The organism is Pseudomonas sp. MT3 (assembly GCF_054720805.1).
This window is the reverse complement of the sequence record NZ_JBTVPY010000011.1, coordinates 177388-197507: the sequence shown is the minus strand read 5'-3', so window position 1 is coordinate 197507 and position 20120 is coordinate 177388. Positions and strand designations below refer to the sequence as shown.

General features: G+C 65.8%; 19 protein-coding genes. 12 read left to right on the top strand and 7 right to left on the bottom strand.

What is annotated here, in order from left to right; all coding sequences use genetic code 11:
* Positions 1-186: 186 nt before the first annotated feature.
* The 3 genes from mprF to ACYCAX_RS13830 all read left to right on the top strand — a co-directional run bounded on the left by mprF (position 187) and on the right by ACYCAX_RS13830 (position 4806).
* Complete coding sequence (gene mprF, locus ACYCAX_RS13840; RefSeq protein ID WP_460248246.1) at positions 187-2832, top strand: bifunctional lysylphosphatidylglycerol flippase/synthetase MprF; 2646 nt, start codon at positions 187-189, stop codon at positions 2830-2832.
* Between the two features lies 1 nt (position 2833).
* Complete coding sequence (locus tag ACYCAX_RS13835; protein WP_460248245.1) at positions 2834-4108, top strand: virulence factor family protein; 1275 nt, start codon at positions 2834-2836, stop codon at positions 4106-4108.
* A 134-nt stretch (positions 4109-4242) separates the two neighbouring features.
* Entirely contained in the window at positions 4243-4806 is a 564-nt protein-coding gene (locus ACYCAX_RS13830) for a cytochrome b (RefSeq protein WP_015476315.1), read from the top strand.
* A gap of 371 nt (positions 4807-5177) precedes the next feature.
* Here the strand turns inward: ACYCAX_RS13830 and ACYCAX_RS13825 are convergent, their stop codons facing one another.
* Positions 5178-7082, bottom strand: a complete 1905-nt coding sequence (locus ACYCAX_RS13825) for a potassium transporter Kup (protein WP_015476314.1) — start codon at positions 7080-7082, stop codon at positions 5178-5180.
* A gap of 243 nt (positions 7083-7325) precedes the next feature.
* Between ACYCAX_RS13825 and rimO the strand changes: the two genes are divergently transcribed.
* From rimO to tsaA, 4 genes are all read left to right on the top strand, one after another.
* Positions 7326-8648 carry a 30S ribosomal protein S12 methylthiotransferase RimO gene (rimO, locus tag ACYCAX_RS13820; protein WP_460248244.1) on the top strand — a complete coding sequence of 441 codons (1323 nt, stop codon included), beginning with the start codon at positions 7326-7328 and terminating at the stop codon, positions 8646-8648.
* Between the two features lie 49 nt (positions 8649-8697).
* The gene (locus tag ACYCAX_RS13815; protein ID WP_015476312.1) at positions 8698-9159 is read left to right on the top strand and encodes a YehS family protein; all 462 of its coding nucleotides are present in this window, start codon (positions 8698-8700) and stop codon (positions 9157-9159) included.
* A gap of 7 nt (positions 9160-9166) precedes the next feature.
* Positions 9167-9535, top strand: a complete 369-nt coding sequence (locus ACYCAX_RS13810) for a DUF2784 domain-containing protein (RefSeq protein WP_460248243.1) — start codon at positions 9167-9169, stop codon at positions 9533-9535.
* Between the two features lie 300 nt (positions 9536-9835).
* Complete coding sequence (tsaA, locus tag ACYCAX_RS13805; protein WP_460248242.1) at positions 9836-10534, top strand: tRNA (N6-threonylcarbamoyladenosine(37)-N6)-methyltransferase TrmO; 699 nt, start codon at positions 9836-9838, stop codon at positions 10532-10534.
* A 6-nt stretch (positions 10535-10540) separates the two neighbouring features.
* On the opposite strand, the gene ACYCAX_RS13800 is transcribed toward tsaA, so the two are convergent.
* Entirely contained in the window at positions 10541-10843 is a 303-nt protein-coding gene (locus ACYCAX_RS13800) for a putative quinol monooxygenase (protein WP_015476309.1), read from the bottom strand.
* Between the two features lie 59 nt (positions 10844-10902).
* Between ACYCAX_RS13800 and ACYCAX_RS13795 the strand changes: the two genes are divergently transcribed.
* Positions 10903-11316: a VOC family protein gene (locus ACYCAX_RS13795; RefSeq protein WP_015476308.1), complete on the top strand. Its 414-nt coding sequence runs from the start codon at positions 10903-10905 to the stop codon at positions 11314-11316.
* Between the two features lie 277 nt (positions 11317-11593).
* Here ACYCAX_RS13795 and fpr read toward each other — a convergent pair whose 3' ends face one another.
* Positions 11594-12370, bottom strand: coding sequence for a ferredoxin-NADP reductase (gene fpr / locus ACYCAX_RS13790; RefSeq protein WP_015476307.1), 777 nt, complete (start codon positions 12368-12370; stop codon positions 11594-11596).
* A gap of 222 nt (positions 12371-12592) precedes the next feature.
* On the opposite strand from fpr, the gene ACYCAX_RS13785 reads away from it, so the two are divergent.
* On the top strand, positions 12593-13519 hold the full coding sequence (locus tag ACYCAX_RS13785) for a LysR family transcriptional regulator (protein WP_294976723.1): 927 nt from the start codon (positions 12593-12595) through the stop codon (positions 13517-13519).
* Positions 13520-13640: 121 nt separating this feature from the next.
* Here the strand turns inward: ACYCAX_RS13785 and ACYCAX_RS13780 are convergent, their stop codons facing one another.
* Positions 13641-14012, bottom strand: coding sequence for a diacylglycerol kinase (locus ACYCAX_RS13780; protein WP_015476305.1), 372 nt, complete (start codon positions 14010-14012; stop codon positions 13641-13643).
* A gap of 87 nt (positions 14013-14099) precedes the next feature.
* Positions 14100-14750, bottom strand: coding sequence for a response regulator transcription factor ErdR (erdR, locus tag ACYCAX_RS13775; protein WP_015476304.1), 651 nt, complete (start codon positions 14748-14750; stop codon positions 14100-14102).
* A 239-nt stretch (positions 14751-14989) separates the two neighbouring features.
* On the opposite strand from erdR, the gene ACYCAX_RS13770 reads away from it, so the two are divergent.
* Complete coding sequence (locus ACYCAX_RS13770) at positions 14990-15874, top strand: DMT family transporter (protein ID WP_015476303.1); 885 nt, start codon at positions 14990-14992, stop codon at positions 15872-15874.
* Between the two features lie 136 nt (positions 15875-16010).
* Here ACYCAX_RS13770 and ACYCAX_RS13765 read toward each other — a convergent pair whose 3' ends face one another.
* Complete coding sequence (locus tag ACYCAX_RS13765) at positions 16011-16736, bottom strand: tRNA-uridine aminocarboxypropyltransferase (protein ID WP_294976729.1); 726 nt, start codon at positions 16734-16736, stop codon at positions 16011-16013.
* A 245-nt stretch (positions 16737-16981) separates the two neighbouring features.
* Here ACYCAX_RS13765 and ACYCAX_RS13760 point away from each other — a divergent pair, with 245 nt between their 5' ends.
* Together ACYCAX_RS13760 and ACYCAX_RS13755 are read left to right on the top strand one after the other, a co-directional pair.
* Positions 16982-17389, top strand: a complete 408-nt coding sequence (locus ACYCAX_RS13760) for a quorum-sensing-regulated virulence factor family protein (RefSeq protein WP_015476301.1) — start codon at positions 16982-16984, stop codon at positions 17387-17389.
* A gap of 12 nt (positions 17390-17401) precedes the next feature.
* Positions 17402-17617 carry a DUF3820 family protein gene (locus ACYCAX_RS13755; protein WP_015476300.1) on the top strand — a complete coding sequence of 72 codons (216 nt, stop codon included), beginning with the start codon at positions 17402-17404 and terminating at the stop codon, positions 17615-17617.
* A 39-nt stretch (positions 17618-17656) separates the two neighbouring features.
* On the opposite strand, the gene ACYCAX_RS13750 is transcribed toward ACYCAX_RS13755, so the two are convergent.
* On the bottom strand, positions 17657-20062 hold the full coding sequence (locus ACYCAX_RS13750; RefSeq protein ID WP_460248241.1) for a phosphoketolase family protein: 2406 nt from the start codon (positions 20060-20062) through the stop codon (positions 17657-17659).
* Positions 20063-20120: the final 58 nt, after the last annotated feature.

The window sequence follows — 20120 nt, the reverse complement described above, 5'->3', positions numbered from 1 at the left end:
TAACCCGAAGGTCGTAGGTTCAAATCCTGCTCCCGCAACCAGACATCAAGAAGAAAGCCACTCTTAGGAGTGGCTTTTTTCGTTGCGCCAGAGAAACTGCTTCAGCAAATCTTCGCCCCCAGGAAGAAATCCTCCCGAGGGACTTGGGAAAACGCGCCACTGCCCCTACTCTGTCGCGCAAAATCGATGAGGTGCCCGATGAGCGCCACCCCCTCCGCACCAGACAGCCCCGCCGCCGGCGAACAGCCGCAGCGCAACGGACTTCTGCACTGGATCAACGCCCATCGCCAGGCGATCGGCCTGGGGGTCACGCTGCTGCTGTTCAGCCTCGCGCTGATCGCCTGCTACCACCTGCTGCGCGACATCGATGCCTATTCCCTGCACGACGCCATCCTCGACGTCCCCACCGCCTCGCTCGCGGGCGCCTTCGCCGCCACCGTCGCGGGATTCATCACCCTGCTGGGCTACGAATGGTCGGCCACCCGCTTCGCCGGGGTGAAACTGTCGCCCTCGGCGCTGCTCACCGGCGGTTTCTCGGCCTTCGCCATCGGCAATGCCGTCGGCCTGTCGATGCTCTCCGGCGGCTCGGTGCGTTACCGCCTCTATGCCCGCCAGGGCCTGGGCGCCGCCGAAGTCGCGCGGATGACCCTGTTCGCCAGCCTCTCGCTGGGCTGCGCCCTGCCGATACTGGCCGCGCTGGCCGCCCTGAGCGACCTGTCCGACGCCGCCCTGGCCCTGCACCTGCCGAGCTGGCTGGTGGCCGTGCTCGCCCTGGGCATCATCGCCTTCTGCATCCTGCTGGTGGTGGGCATCGAGCGCCGCCGCCTGCCGGAACAGCCGTCGCCCGACAGCCACCTGGTGCGCATCGGTCGCCGCACCGTGCGCCTGCCGGGCCTGCGCCTGTCGCTGCTGCAACTGCTGATCACCGCGCTGGACGTGGCCGCCGCCGCCACCGTCCTCTACCTGCTGTTGCCGGAAGCCCCGCCCTTCGGCGCCTTCCTGCTGGTCTACCTGATCGCCCTGGCGGCCGGCGTGCTCAGCCACGTCCCCGGCGGCGTAGGCGTCTTCGAGGCGGTGCTGCTGGCGGCCTTCGCCGGGCAACTGGGTGCCGCACCGCTGGCCGCAGCTCTGCTGCTGTACCGCCTGATCTATGTGGTGCTGCCGCTGATCGTCGCCTGCCTGCTGCTGCTGTTTCTCGAAGCCCGCCGTGTCCTGGTGGCCAGGCAGGCGGTGCGCGTGGCCTCAGGCTTCGCCGCACAGATTCTCTCCCTGCTGGTATTCATCTCCGGCGTCGTGCTGCTGTTCTCCGGCGCCACGCCGTCCATCGATACCCGCCTGAATGAAATCGGCTTCCTGGTGCCGCACCGCCTGATCGATGCCTCGCACCTCGCCGCCAGCCTGATCGGCGTGCTCTGCCTGCTGCTCGCCTACGGCCTGCGCCGCCGCCTGTCCGCCGCCTGGGCGCTGACCCTCGGCCTGCTGGTGGCCGGCGCCGTGCTGTCGCTACTCAAGGGCTTCGACTGGGAAGAAGCGCTGATCCTGAGCGTCACCGCCGTCCTGCTGGTGATCTTCCGCAGCGCCTTCTACCGCCGCAGCCGCCTGATGGATCTGCCCTTCTCGCCGCTCTACCTGGGCGCCGCGGCCTGCGTCATCGGCGCATCGATCTGGCTGCTGCTGTTTGCCTACCAGGACGTGCCCTACAGCCATGAGCTCTGGTGGCAGTTCGCCCTGGATGCCGACGCCCCGCGCGGCCTGCGCGCCGCCCTGGGCAGTTGCCTGCTGCTGGCCGCGCTGGCGCTGTACTGGCTGCTGCGCACCGAGCCGCCGGCGATCCTCGAACCCAGCCGCGAGGAGCTGGATACCGCCGCCGGCATCCTGGCCAACTCGTCGCAGCCGGACGGCGGCCTGGCCCTGTCCGGCGACAAGGCGCTGCTGTTCCACGAAGGCAACGACGCCTTCCTGATGTATGCCCGCCGCGGCCGCAGCCTGGTGGCACTGTTCGACCCGGTGGGGCCGACACAGTCCCGCGCCGAGCTGATCTGGCAGTTCCGCGACCTCTGCGACCTGCACCATGCGCGCCCGGTGTTCTACCAGGTGCGGGCGGAGAACCTGCCGCTGTACATGGACATCGGCCTGACCGCCCTCAAGCTCGGCGAGGAGGCGCGGGTCGACCTGCGCCGCTTCGACCTGGAGAACAAAGGCAAGGAAATGAAGGACCTGCGCTACACCTGGAACCGGGGTCAGCGCGACGGCCTGAGCCTGGAGTTTTACGACGCGGGCCAGGCGCCGATGGAGGAACTACGGGCGGTCTCCGATGCCTGGCTGGGCGGCAAGAACGTCCGCGAGAAGGGTTTCTCCCTGGGCCGCTTCACCCCCGAGTACCTGAACTACTTCCGCGTCGTGGTGATCCGCCACGAAGGCCGTGCCGTCGCCTTCGCCAACCTGCTGGAAACCGCCAGCAAGGACGTGGCGAGCATCGACCTGATGCGCGTGGCGCCTGACGCGCCAAAGCTGACTATGGAATTTCTCATGCTCGGCCTGATCCTGCATTACAAGGAAAGCGGGCACACCCGCTTCAGCCTCGGCATGGTGCCGCTCGCCGGCCTGCAGCCGCGCCGTGGCGCGCCGCTGACCCAGCGCCTGGGCGCCCTGGTCTTCCGCCGGGGCGAGCAGTTCTACAATTTCCAGGGGCTGCGCCGCTTCAAGGACAAGTTCCAGCCCGACTGGGAGCCCCGTTACCTGGCCGTGCCCGCCGGACTGGATCCGCTGGTGGCCCTGGCCGACACCGCCGCGTTGATCGCCGGCGGCCTGAGTGGATTGGTGAAACGCTGAAATGTCGAAACGTCGCTGGCGGCATCTGCTCGCCCTGCTCCTGCTGATCCTCATCGCCGCCGGACTGTTGCTGTGGAGCCGCCCCGCGTCCCAGGCGGTCGTGGAACACCACCAGTTGCCCGACGGCAGCGCCGTCAGTCTGGCCATCCCTGGCAAGCAACCCAATACGCGCGTCCTGCTGGCGGTACAACCGGACCAAAAGCTGGACGACGGCCAACTGCTGGCCCTGGCTCACGACAGCGGGGCCCGCGTGGTGCAGTTCGTCTTCCCGGACAAGGATTGCGCCGCCCAGCAGGCGCGCATCAAGGCCGCTGGCGAGTTGCTCGACGGCCAGCCGACCCTGGTTGCCGGCATCGGTCCGGGCGGCACCTATGCCTGGCGCTGGCTCGCCGGGCAGAGCGACGACAAGGCCCGCGCCCTGTCGGTCGGTTTCTCCCTGGAAAAGCCCGACTGCGCCGCCACACCCCTGCCGCAAAGCGCCGCTCACGGCCACTGGCTGGCCGCCTGGAACGACAACCCGGATGATCCCAGCGCACGCTTCGCCCGTGGCCTGCAGAATGCCGAGACGGTAATCGCCGACTACGACACCCCGCTGCCCAAGGTACTCGCCGACCAGTTGCGCCACCTGCTGCAAGGCGGCAGCGATAACGTGCCGGTAGTGGAAGTCCCCGCTGCCAAGCCGTCGGAAACCGTCACCCTGTTCTACTCCGGCGACGGGGGCTGGCGCGACCTGGACCGCGACGTCGCCGCGCAGATGGCCGAGCTGGGCTACCCGGTGGTGGGCGTCGATGCCCTGCGCTACTTCTGGGAGCACAAGAGCCCCGAGCAGAGCGCCGCCGACCTTGCCGTGCTGATGCAGCACTACCGCGAGAAATGGGGCGCCAAGCATTTCGTGCTGGCGGGCTACTCCTTTGGCGCCGACGTGCTGCCGGCGATCTACAACCGCCTGCCGGCCGACGCCAAGAAGGACGTCAGCGCGGTAATCCTGCTGGCCTTCGCCCGTAGCGGCAGCTTCGAGATCGAAGTGCAGGGCTGGCTGGGCAAGGCCGGTCAGGAAGCCGCCACCGGCCCGGAAATGGCCCGCCTGCCAGGGCCCAAGGTGCTCTGCGTGTACGGTATCGAAGAGAAGGACGAGAGCGGCTGCACCCAGCCGCAGTCGGTCGGGGAGAATCTCCAGCTCCCCGGCGGCCACCACTTCGACGAGAATTATCCGGCCCTTGCCAAGCGCCTGGTCGACGCCATCCGCTCCCGCCAGGCCACCGACAACGAGGGTTGACCTCGATCAAAGGGCCGCGCCAGGCGGCCCTTTCTCCATGCTCCGATGCAGCTTCAGGCTGGCTTAAGGCTCTATGCTGACACTGTCAGCCCCGTCACCGGAACGGGGTCCGTGAAGCCACACAAGGAACCGTCATGAGCCTGACCCGAAAACCCTCCCGTTACGGAAGCCTGTCGATCGCCATGCACTGGCTCATGCTGCTGCTGATTGCGGCGGTATATGCCTGCATAGAACTGCGCGGGAACTTCCCGAAGGGCAGCGAAACCCGCGAGTTGCTCAAGCAGTGGCACTTCATGCTCGGTCTGAGCGTCTTCGTGCTGGTCTGGCTGCGCCTGATCGGCCGCTTCATCTACCCGACTCCGCCTATCCTCCCCGCGCCGCCGAGCTGGCAGATGGTACTGGCCAAGCTGATGCACGTGATGCTGTACGTCCTGATGATCGGCCTGCCGCTGGCCGGCTGGGTGATCCTCAGTGCCGCCGACAAGCCGGTCCCCTTCTGGGGGCTGGAGCTGCCCCACCTGGTGGGCAAGAATCCGGACCTGGCCAAACAGGTCAAGGGCTGGCACGAAAGCATCGCCGTGCTGGGCTACTGGCTGATCGGCCTGCACGCCGCCGCCGCGCTGTTCCACCACTACATCAGCCGCGACAACACCCTGGTGCGAATGCTGCCGGGCAAGGGTGAGGCGAAGCCGGAGTAAGACTCCGCCCTTCGCAGGGCGTGCTTCCGTACAAGCGAGCCTCGTCCGCGATCTCTTCCGGCGCGACGCGGGACAGTAGCGGACGGAAGCCGCTCCTGCATCGTGATTGCCGGTGACTGTGGGGGCCATGCCTGTGATTTGCCCCCAAGGAGCGCTTCTGCAGAAGAGTGCAGCGTTGTGCCGTGCGGTTCGCGAGCGAGCTCGCGCCCACACTACCGGCATACACCGGAGTGCTCTTCGTAGGAGCGAGCTTGCTCGCGAACCCACCCAACGCAGACCCTGCCGACGAGTCGCGGACAAAGTCCGCGACTACCCAATACACCCCAAAGAAAAAGCGCGCCAATCGGCGCGCTTTTTCATGCAGCGAAAACTCAGATCTCCACCTGCGTCCCCAGCTCGATCACCCGGTTCAGCGGCAAATTGAAGTAGCGCAGGTTGCCGTTGGCGTTCTTCAGCAGGAAGGCGAACAACGCCTCGCGCCAGCGCGCCATGCCAATCAGCTTGGATGGGATCACCGTCTCGCGGCTGAGGAAGTAGGTGGTGCGCATCGGGCTGAAGTCCAGCTCGTTGAGGTGGCAGAGCTTGAGCGCCAGCGGAATATCCGGGTCCTCCATGAAACCGAAGTGCAACACAACGCGGAAGAAGCCCTCGCCATAGGCGTCCACCTCGAAGCGGCGATCCGGGCTGACCCGGGGGCTGTCTTCGTTGACCACGGTGAGCAGCACCACCTGCTCATGCAGCACCTGGTTGTGCAGCAGGTTGTGCAACAGCGCGTGAGGCACGGCGTCGGTGCGGGCGGTGAGGAACACGGCGGTACCCTGCACGCGGTGCGGCGGCTGCGAGCGAATGCTGGAAATGAACAGCGGCAGCGGCAGCGAGCCCTCGTCGAGGCGATCCACCAGCAGTTGGCGACCGCGCTTCCAGGTGGTCATCAGGATGAACAGGCCAATACCGGCGATCACCGGGAAGGCACCGCCCTGGACAACCTTGGGCAGGTTGGCGGCGAAGAACAGGCTGTCCACCAGCAGCATCATCAGGAAGAACGGAATGGCCAGCCACAGCGGCCACTTCCACAGCAGCCAGACCACCACGCCCATCAACAGGGTGGTCATCAGCATGGTGCCGGTCACCGCCACGCCGTAAGCCGAGGCCAGTGCGGCGGAAGATTCGAAGCCCAGCACCAGCAGTACCACACCCACCATCAGCGCCCAGTTCACCATGCCGATGTAGATCTGTCCCTGCTCATGGCTGGACGTGTGCTGGATCACCATGCGCGGCACGTAGCCAAGCTGGATGGCCTGCCGGGTCAGCGAGAAGGCGCCGGAAATCACCGCCTGGGACGCAATCACCGTGGCCGCGGTGGACAGTGCCACCATCGGTACCAGCGCCCAGCTCGGCGCAGTGAGATAGAACGGGTTGCGCGCGGCTTCGGCGTTGACCAGGATGGTCGCGCCCTGGCCAAAGTAGTTCAGCACCAGCGCCGGCAGCACCAGGGCGAACCAGGCGCGGGCGATCGGCTTGCGGCCGAAATGGCCCATGTCCGCATACAGCGCCTCGGCGCCGGTCAGCGCCAGCACGGTGGCGCCGAGGATGGCGACGCCGATGCCGGGGTGCGAGACGAAGAAATTGAAGGCCCAGGCCGGGTTCATCGCCTTCAGCACTTCCGGCTGCCGCGACACGCCATAGGCCCCCAGCGCCGCCAGCGCCACGAACCAGGCCACCATCACCGGGCCGAAAAGGATGCCGATGCGCGCAGTGCCGTGCTTCTGGATCAGGAACAGGCCGACCAGCACGATCAGCGACAACGGCACCACCCAGTGCTCCAGGCCGTCGAACGCGATCTCCAGGCCCTCGATGGCCGAGAGCACCGAGATCGCCGGGGTGATCATGCTGTCGCCATAGAACAGCGCCGCGCCAATCAGACCGGCGATCACCACGGTCGCCTGCAGGCGGCGGCGCCCGGTGGCGGCGCGGCGAGCCAGGGCCGACAACGCCATCACCCCGCCCTCGCCCTGGTTGTCGGCGCGCAGGACGAAGATCACGTACTTGATCGACACCACCCAGATCAGCGACCAGAAGATCAGCGACAGCACGCCGAGTACGCCGTCATGGTTGGCCTGCACGCCATAGCCGCCGACGAAGACCTCCTTGAGGGTGTACAGCGGGCTGGTGCCGATATCGCCGTAGCAGACGCCCACGGCGCCGACCATCAGGCCGATCGCGGAGCTGGAATGGGGTTGCTCATGCTCAACGGTGCCGGCGCTTGCATCGGACATGTAACAAGATTCCTCAGGAAAATTCGGCGCATCCTGCTCCGACCCATTCATCGATGCAAGAGCCGGCCGCGTTCGTTCTGAATGACTATAGAGCCTGTTGCCTACAATTACCGGCTGGCAGGCGCCGACAGGAGACTGCGACAGCTTGTCCCAGGGAGACTGGTCAAGCGCGCGGGACGCCGCTAGAATTGCGCACTTTTTGATCAGAGGCGCCGCCAGCGCGCCCTTCGAGGTTAGCCGCACATGTCCACCGCCACACCCAAAGTCGGATTCGTAAGCCTTGGTTGCCCGAAGGCCACGGTCGATTCCGAACGCATCCTCACCCAACTGCGCATGGAAGGGTACGAAATCGTCCCCACCTACCAGGACGCAGACGTGGTAGTGGTGAACACCTGCGGCTTCATCGACAGCGCCAAGGCCGAGTCCCTGGACGCCATCGGCGAAGCCATCGCCGAGAACGGCAAGGTGATCGTCACCGGCTGCATGGGCGTCGCCGAAGACAGCATCCGCGACGTGCACCCCAGCGTGCTGGCCGTGACCGGCCCGCAGCAGTACGAGCAGGTGGTCAATGCCGTCCACGAGGTGATCCCACCCAAGGCCGAGCACAACCCGCTGATCGACCTGGTGCCGCCGCAGGGCATCAAGCTGACCCCACGTCACTACGCCTACCTGAAGATTTCCGAAGGCTGCAACCACAGCTGCAGCTTCTGCATCATCCCGTCCATGCGCGGCAAGCTGGTCAGCCGCCCGGTCGGCGACGTGCTCAGCGAAGCCCAGCGCCTGGTCAAGGCCGGCGTCAAGGAACTGCTGGTCATCTCCCAGGACACCAGCGCCTACGGCGTCGACCTGAAGTACAAGATGGACTTCTGGGACGGCCAGCCGGTCAAGACCCGCATGCTGGAGCTATGCCAGGCGCTCTCCGCGATGGGCGTGTGGGTACGCCTGCACTACGTGTACCCGTACCCCAACGTCGACGACGTGATCCCGCTGATGGCCGAGGGCAAGTTGCTGCCCTACCTGGACATCCCCTTCCAGCACGCCAGCCCGAAAGTGCTGAAGTCCATGAAGCGCCCCGCCTTCGAGGACAAGACCCTGGCGCGCATCAAGAAGTGGCGCGAGATCTGCCCCGAGCTGACCATCCGCTCCACCTTCATCGTCGGCTTCCCCGGCGAGACCGAAGAAGACTTCCAGTACCTGCTGGACTGGCTGACCGAAGCCCAGCTCGACCGCGTCGGCTGCTTCCAGTACTCCCCGGTGGAAGGCGCGCCGGCCAACGACCTGGGCCTGGACGTGGTACCCGATGACATCAAGCAGGACCGTTGGGAGCGCTTCATGGCGCACCAGCAGGCGATCTCCGCCGCCCGCCTGCAACTGAAGATCGGCAAGGAAATCGACGTGCTGATCGACGAAGTGGACGACGAAGGCGCGGTCGGCCGCTCCTACGCCGACGCCCCGGAAATCGACGGCGCCGTGTACATCGACAGCTTCGACGTGAAGCCGGGCGACAAGGTGCGTGTACGCATCACCGACGCCGACGAGTACGACCTCTGGGCCGAACTGGTCTGATCCGCAAGAGCCCCGCTGATGCGGGGCTCTTCATTTGGATGGAAAGAACATGACCAACAACGACGTACTGCGCAGCCTGCGCTACCTGCTGGACATCCGCGATGCGCAAGTCGCCGAGATCACCGCGCTGGCCGGCTTCAACCTCAGCGCGGAGGATGTCGGCGCCTTCCTCGCCCGCGACGACGAGCCGGACTTCGAGCCGTGCAGCGACCGCGTACTGGCGCACTTCCTCGACGGCCTGATCGTGCATCGCCGCGGCCGCGACGAATCGCGCCCGCTGCCGCCGGTGGAGCTGCCGCTGACCAACAACATCACCCTGAAGAAGCTGCGCGTCGCCTTCGAGCTACGCGACGACGACATCCTCGCGATCCTCGACAGCGTAGGTTTCATCGTCACCAAGACGGAACTGGGCGCGTTGTTCCGCAAGCCCGGCCACAACAACTACCGCCCCTGCGGCGACCAGTTGCTGCGCAACTTCCTCAAGGGCCTGACCCAGCGCCAGCAGCGCTGAGGCCGCCGTGCTCTATCGCCTCGCCGCCGACGCCGTGGTGCTGCTGCACCTGGGCTTCATCCTCTTCGTGCTGCTCGGCGGCCTGCTGGCGCTGCGCTGGCCGCGCCTGGCGTGGTTGCATGCGCCGGCGGCGATCTGGGGCATGGCGGTGGAGTTCTTCCACCTCTACTGCCCGCTGACACCGCTGGAAAACCACTTCCGCGCCCTCGCCGGCGATAACGGCTACAGCAGCGGCTTCATCGAGCACTACCTGATCCCGCTGATCTACCCCGCCGACCTGACCGAGGCAACTCAGGCCGTGCTCGGCCTGCTGGTGCTGGCGATCAATCTGCCGCCCTACCTGCTGCTGGCTCGGCGGGCCTTGCGCTCGCACTGAGCGCAACTGGCAGATAGACCAGGCTGAGCTCGCCGGTCGCGTGAGAGCGGATCCTCGGAGGTGCCTCGGTGATGATCAGGAGCCACGCCGGGTACGAAGCAGGCTCTTCCAGATACATCGACAACCGCGCACCGTAGTCGCCGACAATGGTCATGCCGCCGCTAGGGATTTGCCGGAATCCCGTGATGCCTCGTCCGACGCGCACTGAAAAAGCGCGCGGTCCCTCCCGACGATTCGACCAGGGCGCGGCTTCACCTCTGATCGGGTACCATGTTCGCCCCAGCGCCAGCCTCCACCGCCATGCCTCATTCCGTCACGCCCATCGGCCATGTCCGCTCCTGCTTCAAGGAGAAGTTCGCCATCCCGCGCCAGCCGCAACTGGCTCCGGCCGCGACCGGCGTGCTGGAATTGCTGCCGCCGTTCGACACCGGCGATGCGGTGGAAGGCCTGGAGCAGGTCAGCCACGTCTGGCTGATCTTCCTCTTCCACCAGGCGCTGGAAAACAAGCCACGGCTGAAGGTGCGCCCGCCGCGCCTGGGTGGCAACCGCTCCCTCGGCGTGTTCGCCACCCGCGCCACCCACCGCCCCAACGGCATCGGCCAGTCGGTGGTGAAGCTGGAGAAGGTCGAACCCGGCCGCCTCTGGCTATCCGGCATCGACCTGCTGGACGGCACGCCGGTACTCGACGTCAAGCCCTACGTGCCCTACGCCGACATCGTCAGCGATGCGCGCAACGCCATTGCCGACGCGCCGCCCGCCGCCATCGCCGTGCAGTGGAGCGACGAGGCCCTGCGCCAGGCCCACGAGCACGGTGTGCGACTCGGCCAGCCGGTGCGCGAACTGGTCGAACAGTGTCTCGCCCAGGACCCGCGTCCGGCCTACCAGAAGCCGCCGCCCGAGCGCCGCTACGGAGTGCGCCTGTGGGACCTGGACGTGCACTGGCACTACCCGGCCGAGGGCGAGATCCGCGTGCTCGACCTGATTCGCGGCGCCGACTGAAGCGGATCAGCTCACCGGGTTGAGGGCGACCACCTCGCTCTCGAAGCATTCCTGTTCGAGGATCAGCGGCTCCACCAGCGGGCGACTGTCACGGAAGTGCGCGGTCTGGGTGTGCGCGTCATAGGCCGCGTCGTCGCGGTAGATCTCGTAGAGGTAGATCACCTCCGGATCGACGCGGTCCTGGGACACATCGAACACCAGGCACCCCGGCTCATTGGATACCGAAGCGGCGGCATTGACCTTGATGGCGGCCAGGAAATCGTCGGCGGTTCCGGGCTTTACCCGGGTCTTGATAAAGAGACTGTACACAGGGCGCTCCTTTTGTTTTAAATTTAAAACAAATTGTATACAAAAAAGGAACCCCGTCCATGTCCGATCTCCCTGTCCGCCCCGGTCGCCTCAACGGCCTGCGCCACCTCGCCCTGCTGGTGCCGAACCTGGAAGAGTGCGAGCGCTTCTATGTCGACGTACTCGGCATGCAAGTGCTCAACCGCGCCAACGAGGACCTGGTCTACCTCACCTGCGGCAACGACAACCTATCCCTGGGACGCGGCGTCGGTGCGGCCAACGGTCTGCAGACGATGGATCACTACGGCTTCGTGGTCGACAGCGTGGAAGAGCTGGAAGCCTGGTACCAGTACTTCAAGGCCCGTGGCGTAACCCTGCTGGACCGCCCCTTCGACCACGGCGACGGCGCGCGCAGCTTCCATCTGCTCGACCCGGCGGGGAACAAGGTGCAGCCGCTGTATCACCCGGCCGTGTCCGGCCAACGCCTGGCCTGATGCTTCTGTAGGAGCGAGCTTGCTCGCGAACGGTGGTGCACGATACTCCGCAGGTTCGCGAGCAAGCTCGCTCCTACGAAAAGCTCTTCGTGCCGGCTAATACCAGCCTTTCGTCCCGCACCGAACAGTCCCCCTCTGGGAGAGGGCCAGGGTGAGGGCGCTCCCAGCGCACCGACATCCGATCCGACGAAAAACCGCCGCCCTCACGAATCCGGGCCATAAAAAACGCCGCGATCCCATTAAGGACCGCGGCGTTCCTTCAACTCAACAGCGCTGCTTACTTCTCGACGAAGGCGCGCTCGATCAGGTAGTCGCCCGGCTCGCCCATGCGCGGGGAGATCTGCAGACCGAAGCCGTTCAGCACTTCGCTGGTTTCGTCGAGCATGCTCGGGCTACCGCAGATCATCGCGCGGTCGTCCTGCGGGTTCATCGGCGGCAGGCCGATGTCGGCGAACAGCTTGCCGCTGCGCATCAGGTCGGTCTGGCGGCCCATGCTGTGGAACTCTTCACGGGTAACCAGCGGGCAGTAGATCAGCTTCTCTTTCACCATGTCGCCGAAGTACTCATGCTCCGGCAGGACCTTGGTGATGAAGTCCGCATAGGCCAGCTCGCTGACCCAGCGCACGCCGTGAACCAGGATGACCTTCTCGAACTTCTCGTAGACTTCCGGATCCTGGATGACGGAGAGGAACGGCGCCATACCGGTGCCGGTGCTCAGCAGGTACAGGTGTTTGCCGGGCTTGAGGTCGTCCAGCACCAGGGTGCCGGTGGGCTTGCGGCTGACCATCAGTTCGTCGCCTTCCTTCAGGTGCTGCAGGCGCGAAGTCAGCGGACCGTCCGGGACCTTGATACTGAAGAACTCCAGGTGTTCTTCGTAGTTCGGGCTGGCAATGCTGTACGCGCGCATCAGCGGACGACCGTTGACTTCCAGGCCGATCATCACGAACTGACCGGTCTTGAAGCGCAGACCCGGGTTACGGGTGGTCTTGAAGCTGAAGAGGGTATCGTTCCAGTGGTGCACGCTGAGAACGCGTTCGGTGTACAGGTTGCTCATCAAGGACTCCTAGGAGAAACGTGGCGCACCCCAGCAGATCCCGGACGTAGCGCAATTGCGCGACATTTTATAGGCGTCGACAATATCCGCAAAATAAATTATCTGGATATTGCTAATCCAAAACGCAGATAAGGCCGCCCAGTCGCCGCGAAAGGATACCGTCAGGTGCTTCCTACGCCGGGGTGACGAAATGTCGCGCAGCCTTCTCCGGAGCCCCACAGCATGAAGTTCACCCTGCGCCAGCTCGAAGTCTTCGTCGCCGTCGCCCAGCAGGAAAGCGTCTCCCGCGCGGCCGAAGCGCTGTCCATGTCGCAGTCGGCTACCAGCACCGCCCTGGGCGAGCTGGAACGGCAGTTCGACTGCAAGCTGTTCGACCGTTCCGGCAAACGCCTGACCCTAAACGCCCTCGGCCGCCAGTTGCTGCCCCAGGCGGTGGCCCTGCTCGACCGCGGCAGCGAGATCGAGAACATGCTCAACGGCAAGAGCGCCTTCGGCTCGCTGGACCTGGGCGCCACCCTGACCATCGGCAACTACCTGGCGACCCTGCTGATCGGCACCTTCATGCAGCGCCAGCCGGACTGCCGGGTGCGCCTGCACGTGCACAACACCGCCCACGTGGTGCAGCGCATCGCCCACTATGAACTCGACCTGGGCCTGATCGAAGGCGACTGCCAGCACCCGGACATCGAGGTACAACCGTGGATGGAGGACGAACTGGTGGTGTTCTGCGCGCCACAGCACCCGCTGGCCCGCGAAGGCCGCGCGGACCTTGCGCGGTTGATCGAGGAGGCCTGGATCCTGCGGGAGCAGGGCTCCGGCACGCGACTGACCTTCGACCAGGCCATGCGGCACCGCATCGAGCCACTGAACGTGCGCCTGGAACTGGAACACACCGAGGCGATCAAGCGCGCGGTGGAGTCGGGACTGGGGATCGGCTGCATCTCACGCCTGGCCCTGCGCGACGCCTTCCGCCGCGGCAGCCTGGTGGCGGTGGAAACTCCGGATCTGGACCTGCGCCGGCAGTTCTACTTCATCTGGCACCGGCAGAAGTACCAGACCGCGACCATGCGTGAGTTTCTCGACCTGTGCCGCAGCGAAACGGCCGGGGTGACGCGCAGCGACGAGATCGTGCTGCCGATGATTCCATGACGATGCGTTTTTCGTAGGAGCGAGCTTGCTCGCGAACGCTTCACGCCGACGACATCAGGGCCGGGCGATTCGCGAGCAAGGACTGGGCGTCCCCCTCGGTCCTGCAAAGGATGACCGACGCTTAACCCAGCAGGATCCCCGCCCAGGTGACGGTGATGATGGTCAGCGCCACGAACTGGGCGGCGCTGCCCATGTCCTTGGCGTTCTTCGACAGCGGGTGACGCTCCAGGGAAACACGATCGACCACCGCCTCGATGGCAGAGTTGAGCAGCTCGACGATCAGCGCCAGCAGACACACCGCAATCAACAGCGCGCGCTCGCCGCGGGTGACGTCGCAGAAGAACGACAGCGGGATCAGGATGACGTTGATCAGCACTAACTGGCGGAAGGCCGCTTCACCCTTGAAGGCGGCGGCAAAGCCGGCCAGGGAATAACCGGCGGCATTGAAGATGCGTTTCAGGCCGGTCTGGCCTTTGAAGGGGGAAGCGGACACGAGTGTTTCTCACAGGTAAAAGGTCGCGGCACTCTATACCAGCGCGCGTCAAAAAGGAGTCATTCGGTTTGACAGGATGTGACGAAATCACGCCCCCGGGACCGACTCCATCTGCTGCAGCAGCAACGCCGCCTGAGTGCGGGTACGCACGTTGAGCTTACGGAAGATCGCGGTGACGTGGGCCTTCACCGTGGCCTCGGAGACGTTCAGCTCGAAAGCGATCTGCTTGTTCAGCAGGCCTTCGCAGACCATCGTCAGCACGCGGAACTGCTGCGGCGTGAGGCTGGCAAGACCGGCACTGGCGGCACGGACCTCCTCGCTCATCTCGGTCACGGCGTCCACCTGCGGCGGCCACCAGACGTCGCCGTCGAGCACCGCGCGCACCGCCTGCTGCAACACGCTCAGTTCGCTGGACTTGGGAATGAAGCCGCTGGCGCCGAACTCGCGGGAGCGCTGCACCACGGCGGCGTCCTCCTGGGCCGAGACCATCACCACCGGAATCTGCGGATACTGGCCGCGCAGCAGCACCAGACCGGAGAAGCCGTAGGCGCCGGGCATGTTCAGGTCCAGCAGCACCAGGTCCCAGTCCGACTTTTCGTTCAACCTGGCCTCCAGCTCCGCGATGCTCGCCGCCTCCACCAGTCGCGCGTCAGGTCCCAGGCCGATGGTCAGGGCCTGGTGCAGGGCACTGCGGAACAGCGGGTGATCGTCAGCGATCAGGATCTCGTAGGAAGCCATGAAAATTCCTTGAAGGCCGCGCCGAAGTCTTGCCGTGGATAACAGCCAAACCTGCGCAGGGAAGGTCGGAGCCGGATAGAGCACTGCCCGCACATTGTACGCAAAGACAACGCCCGCTGTCCGTGCGAATGCAACGTCAAGGGCACTGTCGTCGCACCCGCAGGCAAGGCGCGCCTCTTTCCAAGCGCCGAGGCTTGCGGCAGAGTTCCGCTTTTTTTCCATCGTTCGAGAACAACAAGATGAAAAGCCACGCGCTGCGCGCCGATATCCTGATGCTGTTTACCGCGATGATCTGGGGCGTGTCCTTCGTCGCACAGCGTCTGGGGATGGACGCCATCGGCCCGTTTCTCTATACCGGCCTGCGCTTCGCCCTGGGCGCGCTGGCGCTGTTGCCACTGCTGGCCTGGTCGAGCAAGCGCGGCGCCCAGCCCTTCAATCGCGGCCTGCTGCTGGCGGGCCTGGCCATCGGCGCCGCGCTCACTCTGGGGATCAACCTGCAGCAGGTCGGCCTGCTGTTCACCAGCGTGACCAACTCCGGCTTCATCACCGGCCTGTACGTGATCATCGTGCCCCTGCTGGGACTGCTGTTCGGCCACCGCACCGGCATGGGAACCTGGCTGGGCGCGGCGCTGGCGGTGATCGGCATGGCGATGCTGAGCATCGGGCCGAACTTCCACGTTGCCTCCGGCGATTGGCTGCAGTTGACCGGCGCCTTCGTCTGGGGCGGCCACGTACTGCTGGTGGGCCTGTTCGCCAGCCGCTACGACCCGATCCGCCTGGCCTTCCTGCAGTTCGTCACCTGCGCGGTCGTGAGCCTGGTCCTGGCGCTGATCTTCGAGGAAATCCGCTGGGCCGCCATCGTCCAGGCCGGCCCCGCACTGCTCTATGGCGGCCTGTTCGGCGTCGCCACCGGCTTCACCCTGCAAGTCGTGGCGCAGAAACACGCCATCGCTTCCCACGCGGCGATCATCCTGTCGCTCGAAGCCGTATTCGCCGCCATCGCCGGCGCCCTGTTCCTCGACGAGACACTGCACCTGCGCGGCTACCTGGGGTGCGCACTAATGCTTACCGGCATGCTGGTGGCGCAGTTGTGGCCGAAAAAGGCCGAGGCGAAGCCGGCCTGATTACAGCGCCGCAACGACGCGGTTCGCGAGCAAGCTCGCTCCTACAAAATCCTCCCGGCTGAGCGCGATGCCAGGACTGTAGGAGCGAGCTTGCTCGCGAACAGCCCGGGAATAGAAGCATCGCGGACAGAGTCCGCTACGAGTCCTGGCCCTGGGTGAAGGGCATCAGCACCTGGTGTGCCGGGCTCTTCTCGTCCAGCGGCTGCTGGCGCTTGGAGCCCAGGTAGCGCTCGCTGAACACATCCAGATAGGCATCCAGCGCATCCCCGGCGCGGCGGTCGCCGGCCAGCCCCAGGCAGAGCGCCGCCACCTCCGCGGTGCACAGGTGCTCATCGAACTTGGAGCGGCGCAGGCGGTAGCGTGACAGCGCATCGGGGGTGATGCTCAGTACCGGGAAGCGGTCCAGGTAAGGGCTCTTGCGGAACATCTTGCGCGCCTCGTTCCAGGTCGCGTCCAGCAGGATGAACAGCGGGCGCTTGCCCTCCTGCGGCATCACCTCGGTCACCACGCGCTCGGGCTGGACGAACTCGCCGGGGAACACCACGTAGGGCTGCCATTGCGGATCGTCCAGCAACGCCAGCAAGGCCGGATCGACCTCGATGCGCGACCAGCCGAACGCCCAGGTCTCGGGCACGGTCTCGGCGATCAGCCAGCCAGTGTTGCTGGGCTTGAGCGGCTCGGTATCGAACATCACCAGACACATCGCCGCGTTCGACTCGACCTGCGGACGCAGGCCACACATGCAGTAGTTCGGCCGCAGACGGCAGCCGGCGCAACGCGGCGAGCGCGAACCACGGGCCACGAACGGCTTGACGCAACGGGCAAGGCGTTCATCGCGAAGACGGGCAACGGCGTGGCTCATGAACGCGCCACCGGGGCGAGGGAAAGCGATTGGAACATCGGCTGCTCGGACAAAACGAAAGGTGCAGGCCGGTGATTGTAACAGAGCCGTCCTATCTCCCGACGCCAGAGGACCGCCGTGCGGCGCCGCCGCGACACGTGCTCCTCGGCACGGACGCGCTTTTCAGGGACAATGGCGACCAGGAACAACCGGCGAACCCCGATGGGTCCGCACGGTCGAATCGGCACCATTGTCAGGAGATGCCCATGCTGCGCCTCACCGCCCTCGCCCTCTGCCTCGTTCTTCCCGCCGCCCACGCCGCGTCGAAGAAGGACTTCGAACTGACCCAGACCCTGGAAAAGGTCGCCAAGGAGAGCAGTGAAGGTACCCCGCGCGCGATCAACGAAGACATCCTCGACCAGGGCTACACCGTCGACGGTCCTCAGTTGATCAACCACCTGAGCGTGCGCGCCAGCCACGCCGAGAAAATGCGTGCCAATCCCGACAGCGTGCGCAGCCAGCTGGGCGACAGCGTCTGCAGCAATACCGCCTACCGCCAGTTGCTGGCTCAGGGCGCGATCCTCACCTACAGCTTCACCGAGTACAAGACCAACGCCCCGGTCGCCACCGAGCGCTTCGACGCCGGCAGCTGCAAGATCAAGCTGCAGAAGTAACCTCGCCCCGCCATGCTCGACAAGCTGCAGCTGTTGAAGATCGCGCGCACGCCGATGCCGTTCGGCAAGTACCAGGGGCGCATGCTGGTGGACCTGCCGGAAGAGTACCTGCTGTGGTTCCACCGCAAGGGCGAGTTCCCCAAGGGTGAACTGGGCCAGTTGATGCAACTGACCCTGGAGCTGAAGATCGACGGTCTCGATAGCCTGATCAAACCGCTGAAACGCTGAACCCCGCGCAACCGCCCTCCGACGGTTGCGCGCGGCCTGTCAACGCAACAACGCCGGATCGCCCTTTCCCGCCACCGCCGCTGCCTCTTCGGGCGTCAACAACGCGGTGCGCGGGACATCCAGCAGGCGCGCGCAGGCGACCAGCACATTAGCCCAACAGGCGCGGTTGGCGAACAGCATGCCCGCCTCGTCCAGCGTACCGCCCTGGTTGCGATAGCCCAGCACCGAAGTTTTCAGCGCATCCGGCAGGATCGGCCAGAGGTGTCCGCGCGCCACTTCGGGGCGCATATGCGTCAGCAGCACCCGGCGCTCGCAGTGGTTGGGGAACAAGCGGGCGGTCAGCGCCTCGTCGGCCACCGACTGCAGTTCCCAGCTGTCGCGAGGGGCGCGGAAGCGGCCCGGCTCCTGTAGATACACCAGCCGATAGGGATAGCCAGCCTCCTCCAGGCGCATTGCTGCGCGACGCATCTCCGCCAGTTGATAACTGCCGTTGGCGATCAGCAGCAACGGAGCGCTGCCCGGATGCTCCTCCAGCACCAGCGCGCCATCGCGGGCCAACTGCTCGGCCTGGGCCCGACTGAACTCCGAGGGGCGCTCGCGCTTGGGAATCACCATGCAGGTCAGTTGCCCACGGCTGCGGTAAATCTCCGGCAGCAGCGCCAGCACACTGTTGTGGTCCGCGGGGAAGACCACCCGCACCATATCGCTCATCTCGCCCAGCAGCGCCTCGCAGAAGGTAGTGTCCTGGTGCGACTGCTGGTTCTTGCCGTTCTCCCAGGTGTGCGAAGTCGCCACCAGCGGCCAGCCGAGCCAGCCGGCGGGGCGGCCAACTTCCTTCTGCTGACGGGCGAAGATGATTGTCTGGCGCACCGCGCCCAGCATCTTCACGCAAAAGGCCTCGTAGCTCGCCACCAGATTGAGGCCGCCCTGGTTGGCCAGGCAGGCGGAGACCACCGCTTCCTCGTTGAGGGCGGTGATCACCCGGCCGTCGACCGCCTCCAGCGCGCTCTCCGGCTCGGAAACCCGGTGCCGGAGCGCCTTGAGGACGCCGCCCAGGCGATTGCTCGCCAGCTCGTCCGGGTTGCCGACGCGGGCCCGCAGGTCAGGGTTCGCCGCGCACAGGTCGACATAGAAGCGGTCCAGTGCCGCCATCGGCGAACAGAGGTCGTTGCGGTAATGCAGCTCGGGGATCGACGGCTCGATAGGACGACGCACCGCCAGCGGATTATCCCGCTCCAGCCCCCGGCCAGCGCGAGAGGCACTGAACAGCGCGCAGGCATCGGCCAGCACCTGCGGTTCGACCCAGAGCGGCGCCACATGCTGGTTGAACAACTCACGCGCCTGCGCATCCTCGCTCGGATTGCCCGGCAGCGGCAGGTTGTGCGCGGCGTTGCTGCCGGCACCGTAGAAACCGAAGCCCTTCACCGTTTCCGCAATGCCGTAGGGAATCGGCAAGGGATAGTGGAGGATGCCGCGGTCCTTGTCTTCCACCCGATGTGCCAGCCGCTGCTCCATTTCCCACAGGGCGCAGACGAAGGCCGCGGGATCGCGCCCGTCGAAGCTGACCGGGTCGAAACCGCAACGGCGCAGGTGCTGCTTGAAGCCCGCCAGGCCTTCGTGGGTCCCCAGGTCGGTACGCTGCTCGATGCGCCGGCCATTGGCGATCATCACCGGCAAAGCCGTCCCGCAGTCCTCGGCCCGCCACCAGCGCGGAATCCAGTCGCTGCCGCGTTGCTCCTCGGCGGCACCGTCGGAGAGAAACGCCACCAGCGTCTCGCCCGGCAACGGCATGTGCGCATACATCAGTTCGGCGAAACCGAGGTAGCCGCCTTCGGCGATACCACCCGCGGTGTGCGCATTGACGTGGCTGCCCAGCGGCGCGGCAACCCTGCCGTCCGGCGCCTGAACGTAGCTGTAGAAGTCCTGTACCAGCCGATTCAGCCCGTCCTCGCCCTGCCCGTAGGCGGTGGCCTGCTCCGGGTGCAGGTTACCGGTCAGCACGTTCAGTGCGTCGATCGCCGACACGCAGTGCCCCTGCCCCATCAGCCAGCCCCGCGTCTTGCCGCTCAAGGCATTGAGCGCCAGGTAGCCGGCGTAGGCCGGCACCATGTTCAGCGCGCCACCGGTGTGCCCCTCGGGCTGTGCCTTGAAATCCTCGGCCTGCAGCGGCTCGCCGTTCAGGCGTACGCGCCGGGCATAGGTCATGTGCGCCACCAGCCAAAGGCCGGCACAGGTCAGTTGATCCAGGGCGCTGAACATCCGGTAGACGCTCGCCAGATCCGGCTGCAGGCGGTACTGGACCAATTGATGAGCCATGCGGAAAACCGCCGCCTGGGTCTGCGCGCTATGCTGAAGCGGACCTCGGCCATGCAGCCATCGGGCGTATGCCGGTTCGGCGGCCGCATGGGCGGCGAGTTCTTCCGGACTGGGCAGGATCTGTGACATATCGGCTCTCCCTCGGGTATGACTGGAAGTCTAGGTCGCCAGATCGGAGAGGCGCTGA